The organism is Mycobacterium terramassiliense, assembly GCF_900157385.1.
GTDB classification, from domain to species: Bacteria; Actinomycetota; Actinomycetes; order Mycobacteriales; family Mycobacteriaceae; genus Mycobacterium; species Mycobacterium terramassiliense.
This window is the reverse complement of record NZ_LT717697.1, coordinates 97,764-118,492: the sequence shown is the minus strand read 5'-3', so window position 1 is coordinate 118,492 and position 20,729 is coordinate 97,764. Positions and strand designations below refer to the sequence as shown.

The window sequence follows — 20,729 nt, the reverse complement described above, 5'->3', positions numbered from 1 at the left end:
GCCCGGGCCTGTTGATGGCGGTCGATCGGCACGTCAAGCCACCGTTCGAGGCCGTGGTGGCCCGCCACGGCGCCACGGTGTGGCGGGTCGTGCGCGCGGTGATCGGTCACGCCGACGCCGACGACGCGTGGTCGGAAACGTTCCTGGCCGCCCTGAAGGCGTACCCGCAGCTGCCGGCCGATGCCAACGTCGAGGCGTGGCTGGTGACCATCGCGCATCGCAAAGCCATCGACATCACCCGCGCGGCGTCGCGACGGGCCGTCCCTGTCGCCGATCCCCCCGACTCCCCCGCCCGCGAGCGGGCCGACACCCACGATCTCGACCTCGACGCCGCGGTGGGTGGGCTGCCCCCCAAGCAGCGCCAGGCGGTGGCATACCACTATCTGGGCGGCCTGCCCTATTCCGACGTAGCAGTGATTCTCGGCGGCAGCGTTGCCGCCGCCCGGCGAGCCGCCGCCGATGGGATCGCCACCCTCCGCCGCACCTATCCCCGTCTCGACACCGCGAGGAACCACCAATGACCACACCCGATCTGACCACGCACTACCCCGTCGACCGCGAGCACCTCCGGCGCCTACACGCCCGGCTGGAACTTGCCGCGCAGGCCGGTGACCTCCTCGACATCGCTTACCGCACGGTGGATTCCGCCGTGGGAACGCTGCTGTTGGCGGCCACCCCCCGAGGCCTGCTGCGCGTGGCGTTCGCCAACGAGGACCGCGCCGACGTGCTGCAGGACCTCTCGGAGCGCATCAGCCCGCGGCTACTCGAGTCGCCCACCCGGCTGGATCCCGTGGCGCGGCAACTCGACGAATATCTCAGCGGCCGTCGCCGCCGCTTCGACGTCGCGCTGGATTGGTCGCTGTCCCAAGGCTTTCGGCGCACGGTCCTCGAACACCTCAGCACCGGCATCGGCTACGGCGACACCGCCAGCTATGCCACGCTGGCCGGGCTGTCGGGCTCTCCCAAGGCCGTGCGCGCCGTGGGCACGGCGTGCGCGACCAACCCGATTCCCATTTTTGTGCCGTGCCACCGGGTGATCCGTTCCGACGGAACGATGGGCGCCTACCGCGGCGGTACCGCAGCCAAGCGCGTCCTGCTCGATCTCGAGCGACATGCGCGAGAGTGCAACTAGCGACGCGTTTCTCGAGTAGCGCCGTCGGTGGTTGCACTTTCGCGGGCCATTAAGCGGGCGGCGACCAGTGCACGACCTTCATCGTGGTCATCTCGTCGAGCAGCTCGGGACCGAAGCCGAACCCGGTGCCGCTGGCGCGGCGCGGCTGGGATGCGCCCCCGGGGGCGCCGCCGAACACGTTGTTGATCTTCACGGTGCCCACGGGCAGGCTGTGCCACGCCTCCTGCGCATGCGCCATGTCGGCGGTCAGCACGGTCGCGGCGAGCCCGTAGCGGTCGTCGGCCGCCTCGGCCAGGGCGCTGGCGAAGTCGGGAACCATTCGCACGGCCGCGACCGGACCGAACGTTTCCTCGCTCATCACCAGCATGTCGGGCGTGCAGTCGGTCAGCACCGTGGGTGGATAGAAGGCCCCCGGCCCCGGCCCCGGTTCACCGCCGGCCAAAACGTGGGCACCGCGCCGGACCGCGTCCTCGACGTGCGCGTGCACCTGATCGCGATGACGCTCGTCGACCAACGGCCCGATCCGCTCGGCCCACGAAGCCGCCTCGCCGGCCAGCGCGCCGACGAACGCATCGGCGATCGACTGGACGACATAGATTCGTTCCACCGACACGCAGATCTGACCCGCGTTGGCGAAGGCGCCCAGCGCGGCCTGGCCGGCCGCCCAGGCGGGGTCGACGTCGGCGTCGACGATCAACGCGTCGTTCCCGCCGTTCTCCAGCAGCACCTTCGCGCCGCGTTCGGCGCAGGCCCGGGCGATGTCTCGGCCGGCCGCGCTGCTGCCGACGTGCGCAACCACGTCGACCCGTTCCGCCTCGGCCAGCCGGGTGCCGACCGTTTCGTCGCCGTCGACTATTTGCAGCACACCATCGGGCAGGCGCGCGGCCAACAGTTCGGCGAACCGCCGGCCCGTCTGCGGGCTGCGCTCGCTGGGCTTGTGCACCACGGTGTTTCCGGTCACGAGCGCCGCACCGAGCAGCCCGGCGGCCACCGCCACGGGATCGTTCCAGGACGTGAGCACCGCTACCACGCCGCGTGGCTGGGGAACCATCAGATCCGTCGCCGACCAACCGCCCTGCAGGCCGCGTCCGCGATGCAACGGCCCAAGCTGGGCGTACTGCATGAGAGTGCCGACTCCAGCGTCCACGCCCCCGAGGGCGTCGTCGCGCAGCTTCCCGGTCTCACGCTCGTTCAGTTCGGCGAGTTCACGCGCGACGGCGCGGACATCGGCGGCCGCCGCCGCGATCGCGGCGGCGCGTTCGGCCGGTGGAGTCCGCGCCCAGCCGGGTGCGGCCTCCGCCGCTCTCCGGATCGCCTCGTCGCAGTCGGCGGGCTCGGTGATGGGCACCTGCGTCACTCTGTCGCCGGTGCGCGGATCCAGGACGTTGATGACCTTGGTCATGGTCGAAGCCACGACCCCGTTTACCCTCTCGGCGCGCGGGCCAATCAGTTATACCCCTGGACAATATTCGCCTCATGTATGGTCGGCGCACCGGACCGAAGGGCACGCGATGGCAAACACGTACGCCGACAACGCCTTCACGTCGCGGCAGGCGTTGGACCCCGGTCTGCGTGCGGCGGCCCGATTCTTGCCCCGCGGCTACGCGCTGCACCGGGGCTACAAGATCCAGCGCCGGCTGATGAACCTGATGGGCAACGCGGGCCGGATCCGCCACGTCCCGGTGGCCGCGGTCAACGAGCACGTCACCGTGCGCCTGCACCGTCCGGCCGGCCTTCCGGTCCGGGCGCCGGCGATGTTGTGGATCCATGGCGGCGGCACGATCATGGGTCACGCGGCACAGGACGACAAATTCCTGCGAAAGCTGTCGCATCTCACCGGCGTCGCGGTGGCCGCGGTGGACCACCGGCTGGCGCCCGAGCACCCCTACCCGATCCCGGTCGAGGATTGTTACGCCGCGCTGCGGTGGCTGGCGAACCAACCGTGGGTCGACCCGGATCGCGTCGCGGTCGGCGGTGCGAGCGCCGGCGGTCATTTCGCGGCAGCCCTGGCGCAGCGCGCTCACGATCGCCGGGACGTGAGCCTTGTGTTTCAGATGCTGGTCTACCCGATGCTCGACGACCGCACCGGCGCCAACCGCGGCGGTCACAAGCGGCTCATGTGGACCGAAACCGACAACCAGCAGGCGTGGCGGTGGTACCTGAACGGTGCCGATCCCACCGAGGCCGCGCCGGCGCGCCGGGAAGACCTCGCGGGCCTGCCGCCGGCCTGGATCGGCGTCGGGACGCTGGACCTGTTCTATCAGGAGTGTCTGGACTACGGCCGACGGCTGCGCGAGGCGGGGGTTCGCGTGCACGAGGAAATAGTCCCCGGCGCGTTTCACGCGTTCGACCAGATCGCGGACAAGGCGCCGGTTTCGGTGAAGTTCTTCGCCAGTCAATGCGATCACCTGCGCGACGCCCTCGCCCCCCGGAGTCCGTGAGGGGCGCCATCGCGGCAAGTTGACTGCAAAGTTTGCGGTTCGTGCAACTATTAGCGGATGGGCAATCACCACTGCAACCCGATGGGCCTGCGCGAGCGGCGCCGCCGCCAGACGAGCGCGGACATCCGCGACGCCGCGGTGCGTCTGGCGACCGGCCGCGGTTTCGACAAGGTGACCATCGAAGAGATCTGCGTCGAGGCGGGAATCTCGACGCGGACGTTCTTCAACTACTTCCCCACCAAGGAGTCCGCGATCGCCTACGGCCCCTCCGACCTGCCCGCCGAGCTGGCCGAAGATTTCGTCGCCGCCGGGCCCGGCCCGTATCGGGTGGTTCTGGCGGAGCTGATCACGCTGGCGGCGCATCATCTCCGCGACCTGCCGCCGCGACGCGAACAGGCCGCCGGCATGCTCGAGCTCGCCAAGACCAGCCCCGCCGTGTTGGCGGCGTTCCTCGCCGAGCTGGAGCGGTTCCAGAACCAGTTGACCGACATCGTCGCCCGCCGCCAGGCGATGCGGCCGGACGACGAAATACCCGCCTTGATCGCCGCACTCGCGTTGACGGCGGTGCGTTCGGGCATCGAGCGCTGGGCCAGCGGTGAGCCGAAGGACGCGGACGACACGCCGATGCCCTACGTGGAAAGCGCCGCCGCGCTCGTCAACAGCATCTTCGCCAGTGACCGCTTGATAGTTACCTAGATCACCTTCCTTTGCATTGTCTGCAAATTGTGCAGGCGGTGTATTATGCTCTGGTGGCATCGGGCGGGGGTTCGGGAGGCGGGGACAGGGTTCCCAGGTTCCGACCGCCCAAACCGATCGCGGCGACGTATGAATGTCGTTGTGACGCAACCTAATACGGTGATCACCGCGAAGGCGACGCACCAACGTTGATTTGACGACGAGAGGAATCCACGCAGGTGCAGCTATCCAAGGCCGTGCGCAACGCGTGGTTGCCGCTGTTGATCGTGGCGGTGGTGGTGATCGGCGGGTTCACCGTGGCGCGGGTCAAGTCGTTCTTCACGGCCAACGACACCGGCGTCCTGACGAGCCCCCGGCAGGAGGATTCCAAGCCGTTCAAGCCCAAGGTCGTCAAATACGAGATCTTCGGCTCGGCCAGTCACGCCAACGTCAACTACCTGGATCTGTCCGCCGACCCGAAGCGGATCGACGATGCGCCGCTGCCGTGGACCTTGGTCCTGTCCACGACCGCCCCGTCGGTCTTCCCGAACCTCTCGGCACAAAGCGACGGTGACCGGCTCGGTTGTCGCATCACCATCGACGACGAAGTCAAAGACGAGAAGATAACCAACGGCGTGCACGCCCTGACCTTTTGCTTGGTGAAATCCGCATGAGCGCAAGCGCCGAACACCCGACCGATGTCCTCCCCGTCGCCAGACACTCCGTCCGCCCGGCGATTCCGCGAATCATCCGACGCTTCGCCGTACCCATCATCCTGGGCTGGATTGCGATCATCGCGGTGCTCAACACGATCGTCCCGCAGCTGGACGAGGTCGGAAAGCTGCGCTCGGTCTCGATGAGCCCGGACGACGCGCAGTCGGTCATCGCGACGAAACACATGGGTGAGGTCTTCCACGAATACAAGTCCAACAGTTCGGTCATGATCGTTCTGGAGGGCCAAAATCCGTTAGGCGCCGACGCCCACGCCTACTACGACCAGATGGTCAGGAAGCTCGACGCCGACACCAAACACGTCGAGCACGTCCAGGACATGTGGAGCGATCCACTCAGCGGGGCCGGCGTCCAGAGCAACGACGGCAAGGCCGCGTACGTCCAGGTCTACCTCGCGGGCAACCAGGGCGAGGCCCTGGCCAACGAGTCGGTCGAGGCCGTCCAAGACATCGTCAAGAGCCTGCCCCCACCCAGCGGGGTCAAGGCCTATGTCACCGGACCCGCCGCGGTGCAAGCGGATCAGCACATCGCCGGGGACCGCAGCCTGCAGGTGATCACCACCGTCACGTTCATCGTGATCATCGCGATGCTGCTGATGGTCTACCGGTCCATCGTCACGGTGCTGCTCACGTTGGTGATGGTCGTCCTCGAACTGTCCGCCGCTCGCGGCATGGTGGCCTTCCTCGGCTACTTCAACATCATCGGGCTCTCCACGTTCGCCACGAACCTGTTGGTCACGCTGGCGATCGCGGCCGCCACCGACTACGCGATCTTTTTGATCGGGCGATATCAGGAAGCCCGGTCGATCGGTGAATCGCGAGAAGACGCGTATTACACGATGTTCGGCGGCACCGCGCACGTGGTGGCCGGGTCGGGGCTGACCATCGCGGGCGCGACGTTCTGCCTGCACTTCACCAACCTGCCCTACTTCCAGACGCTGGGCATCCCGTTGGCCATCGGCATGGTGGTCGTGGTCGCGGCGGCCTTGACGCTGGGCCCCGCGGTCATCTCGGTGGCCTCGCGCTTCCGGCAGACACTCGAGCCCAGGCGGGCACAGCGGATCCGCGGTTGGCGCAAGGTCGGCGCCGTCGTCGTCCGGTGGCCCGGCCCCGTGCTGATCGTGACGATCGCGGTCGCGCTCGTCGGCCTGCTCACCCTGCCCGGGTACCGGACCAACTACAACGACCGCAAATACCTGCCCGCCGACCTGCCGGCGAACGCCGGCTACGCGGCCGCCGACCGGCACTTCTCCAAGGCGCGGATGAACCCCGAGCTCCTCATGATCGAAAGCGACCACGACCTGCGCAATTCCGCGGACTTCCTGGTCATCGACAAGATCGCCAAGTCGATCTTCCGGGTGCCCGGCATCTCGCGGGTGCAGGCGATCACCCGGCCGCAGGGTACGCCGATCGAGCACACCTCGATCCCGTTTCAGATCAGCATGCAGGGCGTCTCCCAGCAGATGAATCAGAAGTATCAAGCGGATCAGATGGCCGACATGCTGCATCAGGCCGACATGATGCAGACCACCATCGACAGCATGGTCAAGATGCAGAGCATCACCGCGCAGATGGCCGACAGCATGCACGTCATGGTCAAAAAGATGCACGAGATGACCATCGACATCGCCGAATTACGGGACCACATGGCGGATTTCGAGGACTTCTTCCGACCGCTCCGAAGCTATTTCTACTGGGAAAAGCACTGCTACGACATCCCGGTCTGCTTTTCGCTTCGCTCGGTCTTCGACGCCCTCGACGGCATCGACACGATGACCGACGACATCCAGAGCCTGCTGCCCGTCATGGATCACCTCGACACCCTGATGCCTCAAATGGTGGCGCTGATGCCCTCCATGATCGAGAACATGAAGGCCATGAAAACGACCATGCTGACCATGTATTCGACCCAAAAGGGTCTGCAGGATCAGCAGAACGAGGCCCAGAAGAATTCCAACGCCATGGGCAAGGCGTTCGACGCATCCAAGAACGACGACTCGTTCTACCTGCCCCCGGAGACCTTCAACAACGCCGAATTCAAGAAGGGCATGAAGAACTTCCTGCCGCCCGACGGCCACGCGGTGCGCTTCATCATCAGCCACGACGGCGATCCCATGACGCCGGAGGGCATTTCGCACATCGATGCGATCAAGAAGGCCACGTACGAATCGCTCAAGGGCACGCCGCTGGAAGGCTCCAAGATCTACCTCGGCGGCACCGCGGCCACATTCAAGGACATGCAGGACGGCAGCAACTATGACCTGTTGATCGCCGGAATCGCCTCGCTGTGCCTGATTTTCATCATCATGCTGATCATCACGCGAAGTGTCGTGGCCTCTGCGGTGATCGTGGGCACCGTCTTGCTCTCACTCGGAGCGTCGTTCGGGCTGTCGGTGCTCATCTGGCAGCACCTGATCGGCATCGAGCTGCACTGGATGGTGCTGGCGATGTCGGTCATCATCCTGCTGGCCGTCGGCGCCGACTACAACCTGCTGTTGGTATCCCGGTTCAAGGAGGAGATCCACGCCGGCCTGAACACCGGCATCATCCGGGCAATGGGCGGAACCGGTTCCGTGGTCACCTCGGCGGGGCTGGTCTTCGCCTTCACGATGATGACGATGGCGGTCAGTGAGCTCACGGTCATCGGCCAGGTCGGCACCACCATCGGCCTCGGGCTGCTCTTCGACACGCTGATCGTGCGGTCGCTGATGACCCCGTCGATCGCCGCGCTGCTGGGCAAGTGGTTCTGGTGGCCCCAACGGGTGCGCCAACGGCCGGTGCCGTCGCCGTGGCCCACGCCGGCGAAGGAGCGCGAATCGTTCGCGGTGGCACCCTGACGTAGGCGAGTCCCCGAGCTTGCGCACAGCGCGTGCTGGGCCCTAATTCCGTCGCGCTGGATGCAGTTTCGATGTGGGGTGGGGCTAGGTGACCCAGTCAGGCTGCTGGCTGGCGTCGACCGCGGAGAAGTCCTTGTGCGCAAGGCCGGCGGTGGTCCCACCGTCAACGACGAACTCGGAGCCGGTCGAATAACTCGATTCGTCGCTGGCCAGATACACCACCAGGTTGGAGACCTCCTTGGGCTGGGCGATCCGGCCCAGCGCGGTGTGGAAGATGTCCTCGGGGACCCACTCGGTCATCGGCGTCTTGATGAGCCCGGGATGGATCGAATTCACGCGTATGCCGCTCGGGCCCAGCTCCAGCGCCACCGACTTCGTCAAGCCCCGGACCGCGAATTTGGTTGCGGTGTAACCGTGGCAGGCGATGGTGCCGGCCATGCCCTCGATCGAGGAGATGTTGATGATCGACCCGCGTCCCGCTTCCTTCATCGGTTTCGCCACGGCGCGGATGCCGAGAAACACTCCGGTCAGGTTGACGTCGAGGATCCTGTGCCACTCGGACAGTTCGTAGTCCTCGACGGTGCCGATGTTCAGGATGCCGGCGTTGTTCACCAGCACGTCGATCCCGCCGAACTCGCCCAACGCGGTGGCCACCGCAGATTCCCATTGCTCGGGTTTCGTCACGTCCAGGTGCACGTAGCGGACCGCGTCTCCGAGCTCGGCCGCGACGGCCTTGCCCTCGTCGTCGAGGATGTCACCGAACACCACCTTGGCCCCCTCGGCCGCCAGCGTTCGCACGTGGGAGGCCCCCATCCCCCGCGCGCCGCCGCTGACCAGCGCGACCTTACCCGCCAAGCGTCCTGCCACCGGTCTTCTCCTGTCGTGCAATGGGTTTGTTGCACCATACATATGCACACAGATGTATGACCAGGGTTTCGCCGAGATGGGTCCGCGCCGAGCCGCTACTTACTACTTGGTTTGTTGGCGGGGTGGTGTTGCGGGCAGTAATCCGCGGTGGCAGCGGCGACGAACATCTGGGCTTGGCCCGGCATAAGTCGATGCGCTCCGGTGATCTGGTCCACCTCGTCCCTCTCCGTGTAGCCGGCGTCGAGATCGTGGCACATCGCGTGTGCCGCCTGCACGCTAAAGGCCGGCGTGCCGAGGTTGACGCCATGGGAAGTAAGGAAGTTGGTGAAGTCTTGGTCCGTCTGGTCGGCACGGGCTACGCCCGCCGGTACCAGCATCAGTGCCAGGATCGTGCCGAGCGCGCCCGCGGATATTTTTGTTTTCCCGTGCTTCATCGTTGTCCCCCAATCGCTTTCAAGGCTGCACATCAATTCGGATCGACACTCAGGCCCGACATTTAACGCCCAATATGGTATCCGTAGGTGATGGTTTTTTATGTCGATAGTGTCTGATGTCAATGATTTTGCCGCCCGAGTTGTGCCTTCGTCAATAAGGCTGTCCGGCACGGGCGTAAGTGAACACGAGATTTAACCCGACGTTTGCTTTTAATTCCCGTTGATTGAATCCGGTCGGGACGCCCCCAGGGTCCGCAACGCCGCGAGCGCGGCCCGAATCAACGGAGATCCACGACGTCGAAGATCGCCGCAGCGGACGTGATCGCCTTATCCGCGTTTCCCTCGTCGTGCAGCAGCATGCGCACGCCGACCCGGCCGCCCGCCCCGCCGTGCGCCGTGCCTTCCACGCGGAAGGGACCCACCTTGCCGCGGGACATGAACATGACGTGCCAGCTGATTACCTGGACCTTCCTGGTCCGGGCAAGCTCGGCGGCCAGGTCGGTCGCGGCGGTCTCGAGTACGACGTGTTGGGGTCCGATGTGCAGCGCGGCGTCCGGCGAGGCGAGTTCGGCGCTGAGCGCCGGCAGCACCCAGCGGCCGTCGTCGCGCTTGGCGGCACCGAAGGCTTTCCACAGCGGCGGCAGGTCGGGCGAGTCCTCGACCACCAGCTCGGTGCCCGAAACATCCATCTTGCCAAGACCTTCCGGCGGGACACCAATGACCGCCCCCTGCCCCTCGTTGAAGGCGATCACGCGGTCGGGATTGTCGGCGTCCACGATCTTGCACCGTCCGTAGCCCATGGTCCGGCCCTGGTGCACGATGCCGGACCCGACGATCTCGATTCTCGTGACGTCGTAGCCGGGGTCGACGATCTGTACCGACGCGATGACCGGATTGGGCACCGCGACCATGTCGGTCTGACATCCCTCCGGCGACGAGATCGCCAGCGGCGCGACCATCAGGCCGCCCGCCTCGTTGCGCATGTCGCGGCGGATGGTGACGGTGTCGTCGGATTCCCCCACGTTCATGGCCGAGTGGTTACGGCCGATGTAGCGGTAGCTGAGCAGACCGGTCCAGCGCCGGAACAACTCCTCGCGATAGGCGTCGGTGTCGTTGGCGAGCTCCCGGATATCACGGAGTTGATCGCTCACTTCTGGCCTCCCTCCGCGGCTTTGCCCCGGCGCACCTGGTTGAACGGCACGCCGCGGTCGGCGGCGTACTCGCGAGGGAAATTCAACACCCGTTCCCCGATCACGTTGCGCGCCATCTCCGTCGTGCCTCCACCGATGCTGGCGATCTGGCGGCCCAGGTAACGCGTGCCGACGTCGAGCAGCCGCGCATCGTCCTCAACCACGGCCGCCGACCCGGCGATGGCGTGGGCGGTGTCGTTCTCGACGTTGTGAACCTCGGCCATGTCGAGCCTGATGATCGATCCCGCGGCCGGGGGCAGCGTTCCGGCGGCCACGGCGTGGAAGACGTGCTCGCTGAGCTGGCCGTGCACCGCACGGTGCACCAGCGCCCGGCCGACCAACTCCCGGACGCGGTCGCTGTCGCCCTGCTTCGAGCGGTCGACCAGCGACAGCAGGTCGATCGAAATGTCCTCCGCCTCAGCGATTCCCGGGCCGCTGGTGTATTCCGAGCCGTCGCCCATGGTGCGCCGCTCGTGGTAGAGCTGTCGCGAGGCGACCTCCCACCCTTTGCCTGGCTCACCGACGACGGCGTCGTCGCCCACGTCGACGTCGTCGAAGAATTCCTCGCAGAATTCGACCGAGCCATTGACCTGACGGATGCGGTTGATCGTCACCCCGGGGTGTGCAAGCGGTACCAAGAACATCGTCAGGCCGTTGTGTTTGGGCGCGTCCCAGTCGGTTCGGGCCAGGCACAGGCCATAGTCGGCAGCGAACGCCCACGTGCTCCACGTCTTGGCGCCGTTGATGATCCAGCGTCCGTCCCGGCGGTCGGCACGGGTGATGACGCCCGCGAGATCCGACCCGCCGCTGGGCTCCGACAGCAACTGGACCAGAACTTCCTCGCCGCGCAGCGCCGCCCGGATGTGGCTGCGCTTCTGCTCCTCGCTGCCCATGTCCAGGATCGTCGCGCAGCAGATGGCGAAGGACGGGACGTTGAGCAGCAGCGGCGTCTCGTAGGCCAGCGCCTCCGCATCGAACGCCTTCTTGTACTCGTAGCCCAGTCCCAGGCCGCCGTACTCCCGCGGAAAGCAGATGCCGGCGAATCCCGCGTCGTACAACTTTTGTTGCAGTTCGCGTGCGCGCCGCCACGACGCCAGTTCGTCGCGCTCCAGGACCATCGCGTCGTCGGAGTCCAGCCGCGGCAGGTTCGCGGCCAGCCAGGCCCTGGCCCGGCTGCGGAATTCCCCGACCGACTCGGCGCTCACCGAATTCGCCTGCGCGTCATCGCCGATCGCCTCCTCGAGCTCGTGCTGGGCGACTGTACAGCACCGCTTGGCGACTGTACAAGCCGCCTAGGGTGCGTTCAGCCTCACCGCGGCGCGGATGAGCGCCGTCAGCGCCTTCTCGTCGATCTGGTCGCCCTCGTGGAAGTCGATGGCACGCCTGGTGTTGCCGTCGAGGCTCGAGTTGAAAAGCCCGGACGGATCGTCCAGCGAGGCGCCCTTGGCGAACGTCATCTTGACCACGTTCTTGTACGTCTCGCCGGTGCAGATCATCCCGTCGTGATACCAGACCGGGACACCGCGCCACTTCCACTCCTCGACCACATCGGGATCGGCCTGCTTGATCAATCTTCTGGTCCGAGCGAGGGTTTCGCCGCGCCAATCACCGAGCTCCTTGATTCGGGCGTCGATCAGCTGCGATGGGGAGTCCGTCACGGTGTCGTGCCTTCCTACGTCAGGGGATGGTGAGCGCGATCTTGCCGACGTGCTGGCCGGCGCGCATCACCGCCAGGGCGTCTTCTAGCTTCTCCCAGTCGAAGACGTGGCTGATATGGGGCTTGATGCCCGCGCTCGACATCAACTCGCACAACTCCCGGTGCGCGCGCACGCTGCCCACCGTGATCCCGACGATGCGCAGATTGTTGAGCATGACTTCCGCGACCGAGACGGGCGCCGTGTCGAATCCGGTCAGTACGCCGATCACGGCGACCGTGCCACCCACCCTCGCCGAATGCACCGACTGCGCGAGGGTGGCGGGCCCACCGAGGTCGACGATCAGGTCGGCGCCCCTCCCACCGGTCAGCCGCTTGACCTCGGTCTCCCAGTCCGGTGTCGCGCGATAATTGACCAGATGCGTTGCGCCCAGGTCTGATCCGATCTGTAGCTTCTCGTCGGACGACGACGTCAGGATCACGGTGGCGCCCAGCTGGGTGGCCAGCTGGACCGTGAACACCGATACCCCGCCGGTTCCCTGGGTGACCACGACGTCACCTTCGCCGATGTGGGCTTCCCGCAGGGCACTCCAGGCGGTAACGCCGGCGCAGGGCACGGTGGCGGCTTCGACGTCGCTCAGGTGCGCGGGCGTCGGCACCAGTCCCGAAGCGTGGGCGACGCGGTACTGCTGCAGCCACCCGTCTTCGGTGTCGCCGGGCAGCTCCCGCTTGGACGCCGGTGTGGGCGGCCCATCGAGCCACGCGGGGTGAAACGTCCCCATCACCCGGTCCCCCACCCGCGGCCAGTCGACCCCAGGTCCGACCGCGACCACTTCCCCGGCGCCGTCGCTCATCGGCACGCGTGGCCACGGTCCGGGCAGCAGGCCCATCAGGTTGACGTTGTCGTGAAAGTTCAGGCTCGAGGCACGCACCCTGACCAGCACCTGCCCCGGGCCGGGTTGCCCGACCGGCCTGTCGACGGTCTCGAGGGGTGCGCCGGGGGCGTTCATCACCATCGCTTGCTGGCGATCCGGAATGCTCATCCGAGACCCGCCTCCTAACTCACGTCGGGCCCGGCGCGTCGTCGCGCCGGGCATACAGGTGCCTAGCATGTGCGCGCGACGGCTCGGCCGAGACCCCGAGTTAGCTGCGCCGCTCGATGGCAAGTAATCTGCCGTCGACTCGCATCGCTGTGCGATTACCGCCCGATGCTATGGCGATCAAGGAATCGGCATGACCGGCACGCACCCGTTTGACGACGCGGTCCACCTCGACGCGATCGACGCCGAGGTTTGGCGAGGCAGGACGCATCCGGAATGGGCCAACATGGTGGGCCCGTTCGGAGGAATCACCGCGGCCATCATGGTGCGGGCGATCGATGTGCATCCCGACCGCATCGGTGAGCCGTTGGCGTTGACGGTCAACTTCGCTGCACCCGTCGCCGACGGCGCCTTCGACCTCTCGCTCCGCGTCGTGCGCACCAACCGCACCAACCAGCACTGGTACGTGGAGCTCAGCCAGGAGGGCGCAGTCAAGGCCACGGCGACCGCGGTGTTCGCGACCGCCCGCGACAGCTGGGCCGACACGGAAGCCCGCCCTCCCAACGCGCCGCCGCCGGAAGCGATCGCGCCCACCGGTATGGGCCACGTCGTGCTCTGGGCAGACCTCTACGACATGCGGTTCGTCGAAGGCCCGCTCCCCGGCGCGGACGGGTTACCCGATTCCTCGTCGACGACGACATTGTGGGCGCGCGATAAGGCACAGCGCCCTGTCGACTATCCGGCATTGGCCGCCGTGTGCGACGTCTTCTACCCCCGGGTCTTCCTGCGTCGCGGCGTGATCATGCCGGCCGGGACCATCTCGTTGACGACCTATTTCCTCGCCGACCGGCACCAGCTCGACGCCGTGGGCGGCGACTTCGTCCTGGCCACCGCCCACGCCCACCGCTTCTCGGGCGGCTACTTCGACCAGAGCGCGCAGGTCTGGACCCGGGAAGGTGCCCTGTTGGCCACCACCCATCAGATCGTCTACTTCAAAGGATGACGGGTTACAGTTTCAGCGTGAAATGTCACGCTCTGCGGAACCGCCGGCCGACCAGGACCGAACCCCAATGACGGAGCAGACCACCGACGCCGGCGCCACCGCGCTGCTGGCCATCGAGGCGATCAAGCAGCTCAAGGCGCGCTACTGCCGGTGCCTCGACGCCAAGGACTGGGCGGCGTGGCGGTCCCTTTTCACCGACGATTTCCTGAGCGACACCTCCGAGGCCGGCGGCAAGCTGATTCGCGGAGCCGACGATTTCGTGGCGTTCACCCGCCGGGGCATCGGACGCCCCGCGCAAGCGACCGCCCACCAGGTGCACGCACCCGAGATCGAACTGACGTCGGCGACGACGGCGCGCGGCGTGTGGGCCCTGCAAGATGTGGTCCGCTTCGGCCCGGGGGTGACCTTGGTCGGCTACGGCCACTATCACGAGACCTACGAGAACGTCGCGGGGCAATGGCTTATCAAGAGCTCCAAGCTGACCCGGCTGCGCGAGGACATCGTCACCCCGGTGTTCTCGATTTACATTTCCGACCGGATCCGGCGGGTGGCCGGCAGGCTCGCCGGGCGAATGATCGAGCGGTAGGTATCGATGACCGTTGGCACCATTTTGATCACCGGCGCGTTCGGCCAGGTCGGCAAGCGATGCACGCAGCTCCTGCTGGAGCGGGGGCGCACCGTCGTGGCGATGGATCTGCGCACCGACAAAACCGTTGCGGCCCAAGCCGAATTGGGCGCCGGTGACTTCGCGGGCGCGCTGCTTCCGGCCCACGTCGACCTGTTGGACGCCGAGGCGGTGCGCGATCTTGTCGCGACCCATCGGCCCGAGGCGATCATTCATCTCGCCGCCATCGTGTCGCCGCCGTCCTACCGCAATCCCGGGCTGGCGCGACGCGTCAATGTGGGCGGCACGGAAAACCTGCTGGCGGCGGCGGCGACGCTGCCCCGTCCCCCGCTGTTTTTGATGGCGTCCAGCGCCGCGGTCTACGGATCGCGCAACCCCTACCGCCACCCGGAGCGGATCACCCCGGACACGCCCGTGCAGCCCATCGATCAGTACGGCCAGGACAAGGTGCTGGCCGAGGCGGCGATCCGGGCGAGTGGGCTGCCGTATGCGCTGTACCGATTGGGCGGGATCATCTCGCCGGATACCCAGGCCGACATCAACGGCGACTACCTGACCCTGATGCGCTCGATGCCCGGCGACAACCGCATGCATGCGGTCGATGCGCGCGACGTGGCGCTGGCGTTCGCCAACGGTGTGGATCGCGAAGCGACGATCGCGGGCAAGGTCCTGCTCATCGGCGGCAACGAGACGTACGTGCTGCTGCAGCGCGACCTCGAGGACGACCTGATGACGGCCGCCGGCCTGGGCCCGCTCGGGCAGTCGGCGAGCCTGCCCGGTGACCCCGGCGACGACCGCGGTTGGAGCTTCACCGGCTGGTACGACACCACCGAGGCGCAGGCGCTGCTCGACTTCCAGGTACACGATTGGCACCAGACCCTGGCCTGGATCGCCGAATCGCAGGGCCGCCAGCGCATGGTGTTGCGGGCCCTTGGCCCGATATTGCGGCCGCTCGTGCGCGCGGGGCTGCAGCTGCAGCGCCGCGCCGAGCGCCGGGGCCCGTACGCCGACCCGTGGGCGCTGATCGAGAAGAAGTACGGCGCCGGGGCACTGGCCGCGCCGGACTGAAGCGCCTAGCTTCGGGCGGCGAAGAACACCGCGGCCTTGCGGATCGAATCCTCGACCGGTTCCGGTTTCCACCCGAGCTCGCGTTCGGCCTTGCCGTGATCGAGGGGCGACATCAGCTCCGCCATGCGCATTCCGGCGTAGGCGAAGGGAAGGTCGCGGCGCAGCACGCACGCCAGCGCGTCGTTGGCCCGCGCGCTGGCGAGCAGCGCCGCCATCGGGATGCCGATCCGCGGTGGGCGTCGGCCCACGGCGGCGGCAGCGATCGAGTGTAGCTCCCGGACGCTCATGTACTTGTCGGAGATGATGTAGCGTTCGCCGGGTCGTCCACGCTCCGCGGCCAAAAGCATTGCGCGGGCGGCATCTTCGATGCCCACGACTTCCGACGAGTAACCGAAATAGAACGGGAACCGTCCCTTGGCGACAAGGGCGAGCAACCATCCGTGCGGGGTCGGCGCCCAATCGCCGGGGCCGTACGTGGTGGATATGCACATCGCCACGCCGGGCAGCCCCTTGTCCCGCGCATACGACAGCAACAGGTTTTCACCGGTCACCCGCGCTCGGATGTAGGCGCCGCCCTGGTCCCAGTTGTGCGGATCGTCTTCGGTGACCGGGCCGGTGTCGCTGATCGCCAAAGCGCCTGCGGTGCTGGTGTACACGAACTTGGTGAGGTCGGCCGCCAGGGCGGCGTCGAGGACGTGCCGCAGCCCTTCGACGTTGGTCCGGAACAACGGCGCCGGGTCACGCAGCCACATTCGCGCATCGACGACGCAGTAGTAGACGACGTCACACCCGCTCATGGCGGCGCGCAGGGCGTCGTCGTCAAAGACGTCCCCATAGCAGCGCTCGACGGCCAGGTCGTCGATCCCCTTCGTGGAGCTGCTGCGGCGCAACATGACTCGGACGTCGGCACCCGTCGCGACGAGCCGGCGCGTGACGTGGGACCCGAGGAAGCCGCTGGCGCCGATCACCAGCTTCTTGGGGGTCCCCACTAGCGGTCGATCCATCCCAGTTGCGCGGCGGCGTGGTGGCCGCCGACGGGCGGGGTCAGCCGGTCGAGCCTCGCCAGTTGGTCGGGGCCGAGCTCGACGGTGTCGGCGCCGACGTTTTCCTCCAGCCTTGACACCCGCTTGGTGCCCGGAATCGGCACGATGTCAGGCCCTTTCGCCAGCAGCCACGCGAGTGCGATCTGCGCCGGGGTGGCGCCCGCGTCGGCGGCGATGTCACGCACCTCGTCCGCGCAGCGGAGATTGTGCTCGAAGTTCTCGTCGAAGAAGCGGGGGTTGGTCTTGCGGTAGTCGGTGTCGGGCAGCTGGCCGGTGGAGCGGATCGCGCCGGTGAGGAAGCCGCGGCCCAGCGGCGAGTAGGCGACGAATCCGATCCCCAGCTCACGCAGCACGTCGAGGACCCCGTCCTCGGGGTCTCGGGTCCACAATGAGTATTCGGACTGCACCGCGGTGATGGGGTGCACGGCGTGGGCGCGGCGAATGGTGTTGACGCCGACTTCGGAAAGACCTATGTGGCGGATCTTTCCGGCGGCGACGAGCTCGGCCAGCGCCCCGATCGTGTCTTCGATCGGTGTGCTTCGGTCGAGGCGGTGTTGGTAGTAGAGGTCGATGTGGTCGGTCGCCAGCCTCTGCAGGGACCCGTCGACGGCAATGCGGATGTTGGCGGGGCTGCTGTCAAGCCCGGCACGGCCGGTGTGGGAGATGAGGCCGAACTTGGTCGCCAGCACCACCTGATCTCGCCGGCCCTGCAGGGCGCGGGCGAGGAGTTCTTCGTTGGCGTAGGGACCGTAGACCTCGGCGGTGTCGATCAGCGTGACCCCGAGGTCGATGGCGCGGTGGACGGTGCGGATCGCTTCGGCGTCGTCGGTTCCCGCGCCGGCATAGGCGACGGACATGCCCATCGCGCCCAGACCGAGGCGTCCGACTTCAAGTTCGGCGAGATGAGCCCGTTTCATGGGCCCATTGTGCGCTGCCCAACCACGCGCCGTGGGACGGGTACCGTTGCGCTCGTGCACGACACCGCGCGACCGGTCCGCAATCTGGCCGTCGACTTCTATCGCGCGTCGGGCGTGGTCCTCATCGTGCTGGGGCATTGGCTGGCCGGCTCGGTGACCTACCACGACGGATCTTTCGGTCGCCAGAACCCGCTCGTCGACCTGCCCTGGACCCAGTGGCTGACCTGGCCGTTTCAGGCGGTGCCGACGTTTTTTCTGGTCGCCGGATATGCCAGCGCGTTGTCCTGGAAGCATCGGCATGAGACCGACGGCGTGTCCCGCCAGACCTGGCTCCGGCATCGATTGGCCCGGGTGCTGGGACCGACCGCCGTGTATGTCGCGCTGGTGTCGATCGTCGTGGTGGCGCTGGGGGTCGCCCACGTGGCCGGTTCGGTGCTGGAATACGCGGGCTGGGCGGTGGCCATGCACCTGTGGTTCCTGGCCGTCTACCTGATCGTGGTGTCGTTAACACCGATTGCGATTGCCGCGCAACGACGTTGGGGTCTCCTGGTGCCGGCGGCGCTGGTGGTGGGAGCCGTGGCGGTGGACGCCCTCGCGATCGGCCTCCACCTGCACCGCCTCGGCTGGTTGAACTACCTGCTGTGCTGGGGGACGTTCTACCAGCTCGGAATCGCCTGGCGCGCAGGCCTGTTGACCGGTCGAAGGACCGCACTGCTCGCGGTGTGCTCGGCGATCGCGCTGGCGCTGCTGATCGGCCTGGGACCCTACCCGGTCAGCATGATCGGAGTTCCCGGGCAGACCATCGACAACACGACGCCGCCCAACGCGGCGCTGCTGGCCTTTGGCTGCGCGCAGGCCGGATTGGTCATGACGCTCGCGCCCGCAGTGAACCGCGCGCTGCGAGCAGGTCCGGTCAAGCGGGCGCTGGCCGTCGCGAACGACAACGTGATGGCGCTCTACCTCTGGCACATGATTCCGGTCGTGATCGTCGCGATCGTCGCCTACCCGGCGGGCCTGCTGCCTCAACCGCCGGAGGGCACGGCGGCGTGGTGGCTGGCCCGGTTGGAGTGGGTGCTGGTCCTGAGCGTGGTGACCGCGATCGAGCTGGGGTTGCTGTGGTGGCGGCGACGCTTCTTCGCCGCCGCGCTGCCCATGCGCGGCGTACCCCTCACGGATCGTTGGGGTGAAGTCTGCATGCTGGCCGGGGTCGCGCTGGCCGCCGCCGGTCTGCACTTCTTCGCCTACCTGGGCTTTGCGCCGGACGGGCGTTTCCCCTGGCTGATCGCGGCGCTCTTCGCGCTGGGGGTGCTGCTGGCCGCGCTTCGCCCCACAAAGGTCGGCCGGCGCTCGCCCGACCCGGCACGCACGACCGGATGAATTCTTTGAGTCTTTTCTGAAATCCGTTTGCCGACCGACCTACGACCCCCTGACAGGGGCCGTAATGCCCTGGTCAGGAGCGGTGCATGGGAGGAGACTTCCGGTAGGTTCGGCACCATTTCGAGCGTCCGGGCCAGACGGAGACAACGTCGCCAAGGGAGTACACCGATGTTAAACAGCCTAACGCTCCACAACAACGAGGTCGCCCAGCAGCGTGCGCAGGACACCGAGCTCCTCAAGGACTCGGGTGTGCACAAGCTTGTCGTCACAGATCGCGACGGCAACTGTTTGGCTTTCGTATTGGCCTGGGACAGCTTCGAATACGACGCCGAGACCGACACTTATGTGTGTGTTGCGGACGGCGACGGCAGGGAGCTGATGACCGTGTACGCCGCCGGCGACATCAAGTCCGCGCCCGGTACGAACATGTATGTGATAACCGCACCGGACGGTTCACCGGCCCCGGGGCATCTCAGGCCCTGCTGACCTTCCGGGCATACCGGCAGCTTTGATCTTGAGCGTTCCGCGCGTCCCGGCCTCCCGGCGCCGTTTCGCGTAGAGAGGCTGAGCTCACGCAGCCTTTACGATCCGTCACGCGCGCGGCATTCGATGGCGCCCGATGCCGCATGACCCTTTCCAGTGCCGGACACGCCCGCGGGCCGGACAAAATCGCGGGACGGGTTTCGGCGAACCTCGGGTTATGATAGACCGTTCGTACGGTTAGTCCACGCCGAAGGGTTCGAGTTCAAGATGCCCAGATCGCCTGGAAGACGCGGCGAAATTCTCGACGCTTTTGTCCGCTATGTCGCCGAACGTGGTTACGACAGAACGAATATCGGCGATATCGCAGACGAGCTGGGCATGTCCAAGGGCACCATCGTGCATCACTTCGGAACCAAGGCGCAGATGTTGCGCGAGCTCGAAGAAACACACCTGGCCCGCCAGCTCGATGTGTTGCGAATGGTATGGGACCGACTGGCCGCGCCACACGAGCGGGTCGCCGCGATCATCTACGCCTCCGCACTGCTGCAGGTGACCGAACGCGACGCGACGGTGGCAAGCCAGCGCGAGGTGGTGCAGTTGTCGGACGACCCGGCCATGCAGCAAGTGCGCAAGTTGCGTCATCAATTGCAAACGCTGGCGATTGACGAGATCCGCAACGGCATCGAGATCGAGGTCTTCCGAAAGGTCGACGTCGAACTGGCGGCGCTGCAGCTGTGGGGATCGCTGGAGTGGATGTGGGTGTGGTTCCACCCCGCCGATTCTCGGACACCCGAACAAGTCGGGGCCGCCTTCGTCGACGTGTTCCTCGGCGGGCTGCTGCTCGACCGGTTGGGGCTCAGTAGGTGGGCGAACCCTGCCGCGGACGTCGTTGCGGTGGTGCGCGAAAGCCTAGCCGCGGCGGGCGCTACCACAGATTGACCGTCTAGCGACGGAATATCGTGTGCCGGACGGCAATTGCCGTCACGCGAACGCGCCCCGGCCGCAGGGAGTGCGGCAGGCATTTCGAGGGCGACCCTCGCGGGCGGCCGCTGATCGGGTTTATTGACTGACCGTACGGTCTAGTGCCATAGTTGCTGGGTGGGGCGAGCAGACGCGACATGCAGCATGGAGGCAGAGACCGCCGATCGGCGTCGGGGGCGAAGCGATGCGCCGCAGCGCGCCTCACGCCCATGGTCGTCGCGCCGTAAGTCA

At 66.9% G+C, this 20,729-nt stretch carries 21 protein-coding genes; 12 read left to right on the top strand and 9 right to left on the bottom strand.

The window, feature by feature from the left end; all coding sequences use genetic code 11:
* The first annotated feature begins 14 nt into the window (after nt 1–14).
* Together MTAB308_RS00595 and MTAB308_RS00590 are read left to right on the top strand one after the other, a co-directional pair.
* Nucleotides 15–521 (top strand): RNA polymerase sigma factor, encoded by a 507-nt coding sequence (locus MTAB308_RS00595; protein WP_077096889.1) that lies wholly within the window; start codon nt 15–17, stop codon nt 519–521.
* On the top strand, nt 518–1,132 hold the full coding sequence (locus MTAB308_RS00590; RefSeq protein WP_077096887.1) for a methylated-DNA--[protein]-cysteine S-methyltransferase: 615 nt from the start codon (nt 518–520) through the stop codon (nt 1,130–1,132). The genes MTAB308_RS00595 and MTAB308_RS00590 overlap by 4 nt, the downstream gene beginning before the upstream one ends.
* A 49-nt stretch (nt 1,133–1,181) precedes the next feature.
* Here the strand turns inward: MTAB308_RS00590 and MTAB308_RS00585 are convergent, their stop codons facing one another.
* Nucleotides 1,182–2,534: an aldehyde dehydrogenase family protein gene (locus tag MTAB308_RS00585; protein WP_077096885.1), complete on the bottom strand. Its 1,353-nt coding sequence runs from the start codon at nt 2,532–2,534 to the stop codon at nt 1,182–1,184.
* A gap of 109 nt (nt 2,535–2,643) precedes the next feature.
* Here MTAB308_RS00585 and MTAB308_RS00580 point away from each other — a divergent pair, with 109 nt between their 5' ends.
* The 4 genes from MTAB308_RS00580 to MTAB308_RS00565 all read left to right on the top strand — a co-directional run bounded on the left by MTAB308_RS00580 (nt 2,644) and on the right by MTAB308_RS00565 (nt 7,816).
* Nucleotides 2,644–3,573: an alpha/beta hydrolase gene (locus tag MTAB308_RS00580; RefSeq protein ID WP_077096883.1), complete on the top strand. Its 930-nt coding sequence runs from the start codon at nt 2,644–2,646 to the stop codon at nt 3,571–3,573.
* Nucleotides 3,574–3,630: 57 nt separating this feature from the next.
* A complete protein-coding gene (locus MTAB308_RS00575; RefSeq protein WP_077096881.1) occupies nt 3,631–4,269 on the top strand; it encodes a TetR/AcrR family transcriptional regulator in 639 nt (212 codons plus the stop codon).
* Between the two features lie 218 nt (nt 4,270–4,487).
* Entirely contained in the window at nt 4,488–4,922 is a 435-nt protein-coding gene (locus MTAB308_RS00570) for an MmpS family transport accessory protein (protein WP_173842095.1), read from the top strand.
* Nucleotides 4,919–7,816, top strand: coding sequence for an MMPL/RND family transporter (locus MTAB308_RS00565; RefSeq protein WP_077096879.1), 2,898 nt, complete (start codon nt 4,919–4,921; stop codon nt 7,814–7,816). Before MTAB308_RS00570 ends, MTAB308_RS00565 begins: the two co-directional genes overlap by 4 nt.
* 84 nt (nt 7,817–7,900) lie before the next feature.
* On the opposite strand, the gene MTAB308_RS00560 is transcribed toward MTAB308_RS00565, so the two are convergent.
* From MTAB308_RS00560 to MTAB308_RS00535, 6 genes are all read right to left on the bottom strand, one after another.
* Nucleotides 7,901–8,683 carry an SDR family oxidoreductase gene (locus tag MTAB308_RS00560; protein ID WP_077096877.1) on the bottom strand — a complete coding sequence of 261 codons (783 nt, stop codon included), beginning with the start codon at nt 8,681–8,683 and terminating at the stop codon, nt 7,901–7,903.
* 95 nt (nt 8,684–8,778) lie between these two features.
* Nucleotides 8,779–9,288, bottom strand: coding sequence for a DUF732 domain-containing protein (locus tag MTAB308_RS00555; RefSeq protein ID WP_157900879.1), 510 nt, complete (start codon nt 9,286–9,288; stop codon nt 8,779–8,781).
* A gap of 107 nt (nt 9,289–9,395) precedes the next feature.
* Nucleotides 9,396–10,268 carry a hypothetical protein gene (locus MTAB308_RS00550; RefSeq protein WP_077096873.1) on the bottom strand — a complete coding sequence of 291 codons (873 nt, stop codon included), beginning with the start codon at nt 10,266–10,268 and terminating at the stop codon, nt 9,396–9,398.
* The gene (locus tag MTAB308_RS00545; protein WP_077096871.1) at nt 10,265–11,512 is read right to left on the bottom strand and encodes an acyl-CoA dehydrogenase family protein; all 1,248 of its coding nucleotides are present in this window, start codon (nt 11,510–11,512) and stop codon (nt 10,265–10,267) included. Before MTAB308_RS00545 ends, MTAB308_RS00550 begins: the two co-directional genes overlap by 4 nt.
* Before the next feature lie 87 nt (nt 11,513–11,599).
* Entirely contained in the window at nt 11,600–11,965 is a 366-nt protein-coding gene (locus tag MTAB308_RS00540; protein WP_077096869.1) for a DUF1801 domain-containing protein, read from the bottom strand.
* 19 nt (nt 11,966–11,984) lie between these two features.
* Nucleotides 11,985–13,004, bottom strand: a complete 1,020-nt coding sequence (locus tag MTAB308_RS00535; RefSeq protein ID WP_077096867.1) for a zinc-dependent alcohol dehydrogenase family protein — start codon at nt 13,002–13,004, stop codon at nt 11,985–11,987.
* Between the two features lie 190 nt (nt 13,005–13,194).
* On the opposite strand from MTAB308_RS00535, the gene MTAB308_RS00530 reads away from it, so the two are divergent.
* From MTAB308_RS00530 to MTAB308_RS00520, 3 genes are all read left to right on the top strand, one after another.
* Nucleotides 13,195–14,004 carry an acyl-CoA thioesterase gene (locus MTAB308_RS00530; protein ID WP_077096865.1) on the top strand — a complete coding sequence of 270 codons (810 nt, stop codon included), beginning with the start codon at nt 13,195–13,197 and terminating at the stop codon, nt 14,002–14,004.
* Between the two features lie 67 nt (nt 14,005–14,071).
* The gene (locus MTAB308_RS00525) at nt 14,072–14,590 is read left to right on the top strand and encodes a nuclear transport factor 2 family protein (RefSeq protein WP_077096863.1); all 519 of its coding nucleotides are present in this window, start codon (nt 14,072–14,074) and stop codon (nt 14,588–14,590) included.
* A 6-nt stretch (nt 14,591–14,596) separates the two neighbouring features.
* Entirely contained in the window at nt 14,597–15,697 is a 1,101-nt protein-coding gene (locus MTAB308_RS00520) for an NAD-dependent epimerase/dehydratase family protein (RefSeq protein WP_077096861.1), read from the top strand.
* Between the two features lie 5 nt (nt 15,698–15,702).
* Here MTAB308_RS00520 and MTAB308_RS00515 read toward each other — a convergent pair whose 3' ends face one another.
* Together MTAB308_RS00515 and MTAB308_RS00510 are read right to left on the bottom strand one after the other, a co-directional pair.
* Nucleotides 15,703–16,701 (bottom strand): NAD-dependent epimerase/dehydratase family protein, encoded by a 999-nt coding sequence (locus tag MTAB308_RS00515; RefSeq protein ID WP_077096859.1) that lies wholly within the window; start codon nt 16,699–16,701, stop codon nt 15,703–15,705.
* Nucleotides 16,686–17,657, bottom strand: coding sequence for an aldo/keto reductase (locus MTAB308_RS00510; RefSeq protein WP_077096857.1), 972 nt, complete (start codon nt 17,655–17,657; stop codon nt 16,686–16,688). The genes MTAB308_RS00515 and MTAB308_RS00510 overlap by 16 nt, the downstream gene beginning before the upstream one ends.
* Before the next feature lie 54 nt (nt 17,658–17,711).
* Here MTAB308_RS00510 and MTAB308_RS00505 point away from each other — a divergent pair, with 54 nt between their 5' ends.
* The 3 genes from MTAB308_RS00505 to MTAB308_RS00495 all read left to right on the top strand — a co-directional run bounded on the left by MTAB308_RS00505 (nt 17,712) and on the right by MTAB308_RS00495 (nt 20,456).
* Nucleotides 17,712–19,034, top strand: coding sequence for an acyltransferase family protein (locus MTAB308_RS00505; protein WP_077096855.1), 1,323 nt, complete (start codon nt 17,712–17,714; stop codon nt 19,032–19,034).
* Between the two features lie 168 nt (nt 19,035–19,202).
* A complete protein-coding gene (locus MTAB308_RS00500; RefSeq protein ID WP_077096853.1) occupies nt 19,203–19,520 on the top strand; it encodes a hypothetical protein in 318 nt (105 codons plus the stop codon).
* Nucleotides 19,521–19,673: 153 nt separating this feature from the next.
* Nucleotides 19,674–20,456 (top strand): TetR/AcrR family transcriptional regulator, encoded by a 783-nt coding sequence (locus MTAB308_RS00495; RefSeq protein WP_245831164.1) that lies wholly within the window; start codon nt 19,674–19,676, stop codon nt 20,454–20,456.
* The last annotated feature ends 273 nt before the right edge of the window (nt 20,457–20,729 follow it).

Excerpts from the sequence above, each read along its gene's own strand:
- MTAB308_RS00595 (WP_077096889.1), top strand. The coding sequence starts at position 15 with ATGGCGGTCGATCGGCACGTCAAGCCACCGTTCGAGGCCGTGGTGGCC.
- MTAB308_RS00590 (WP_077096887.1), top strand. The coding sequence starts at position 518 with ATGACCACACCCGATCTGACCACGCACTACCCCGTCGACCGCGAGCAC.
- MTAB308_RS00585 (WP_077096885.1), bottom strand. The coding sequence starts at position 2,534 with ATGACCAAGGTCATCAACGTCCTGGATCCGCGCACCGGCGACAGAGTG.
- MTAB308_RS00580 (WP_077096883.1), top strand. The coding sequence starts at position 2,644 with ATGGCAAACACGTACGCCGACAACGCCTTCACGTCGCGGCAGGCGTTG.
- MTAB308_RS00575 (WP_077096881.1), top strand. The coding sequence starts at position 3,631 with ATGGGCAATCACCACTGCAACCCGATGGGCCTGCGCGAGCGGCGCCGC.
- MTAB308_RS00565 (WP_077096879.1), top strand. The coding sequence starts at position 4,919 with ATGAGCGCAAGCGCCGAACACCCGACCGATGTCCTCCCCGTCGCCAGA.
- MTAB308_RS00535 (WP_077096867.1), bottom strand. The coding sequence starts at position 13,004 with ATGAGCATTCCGGATCGCCAGCAAGCGATGGTGATGAACGCCCCCGGC.
- MTAB308_RS00530 (WP_077096865.1), top strand. The coding sequence starts at position 13,195 with ATGACCGGCACGCACCCGTTTGACGACGCGGTCCACCTCGACGCGATC.
- MTAB308_RS00525 (WP_077096863.1), top strand. The coding sequence starts at position 14,072 with ATGACGGAGCAGACCACCGACGCCGGCGCCACCGCGCTGCTGGCCATC.
- MTAB308_RS00520 (WP_077096861.1), top strand. The coding sequence starts at position 14,597 with ATGACCGTTGGCACCATTTTGATCACCGGCGCGTTCGGCCAGGTCGGC.
- MTAB308_RS00515 (WP_077096859.1), bottom strand. The coding sequence starts at position 16,701 with ATGGATCGACCGCTAGTGGGGACCCCCAAGAAGCTGGTGATCGGCGCC.
- MTAB308_RS00510 (WP_077096857.1), bottom strand. The coding sequence starts at position 17,657 with ATGAAACGGGCTCATCTCGCCGAACTTGAAGTCGGACGCCTCGGTCTG.
- MTAB308_RS00500 (WP_077096853.1), top strand. The coding sequence starts at position 19,203 with ATGTTAAACAGCCTAACGCTCCACAACAACGAGGTCGCCCAGCAGCGT.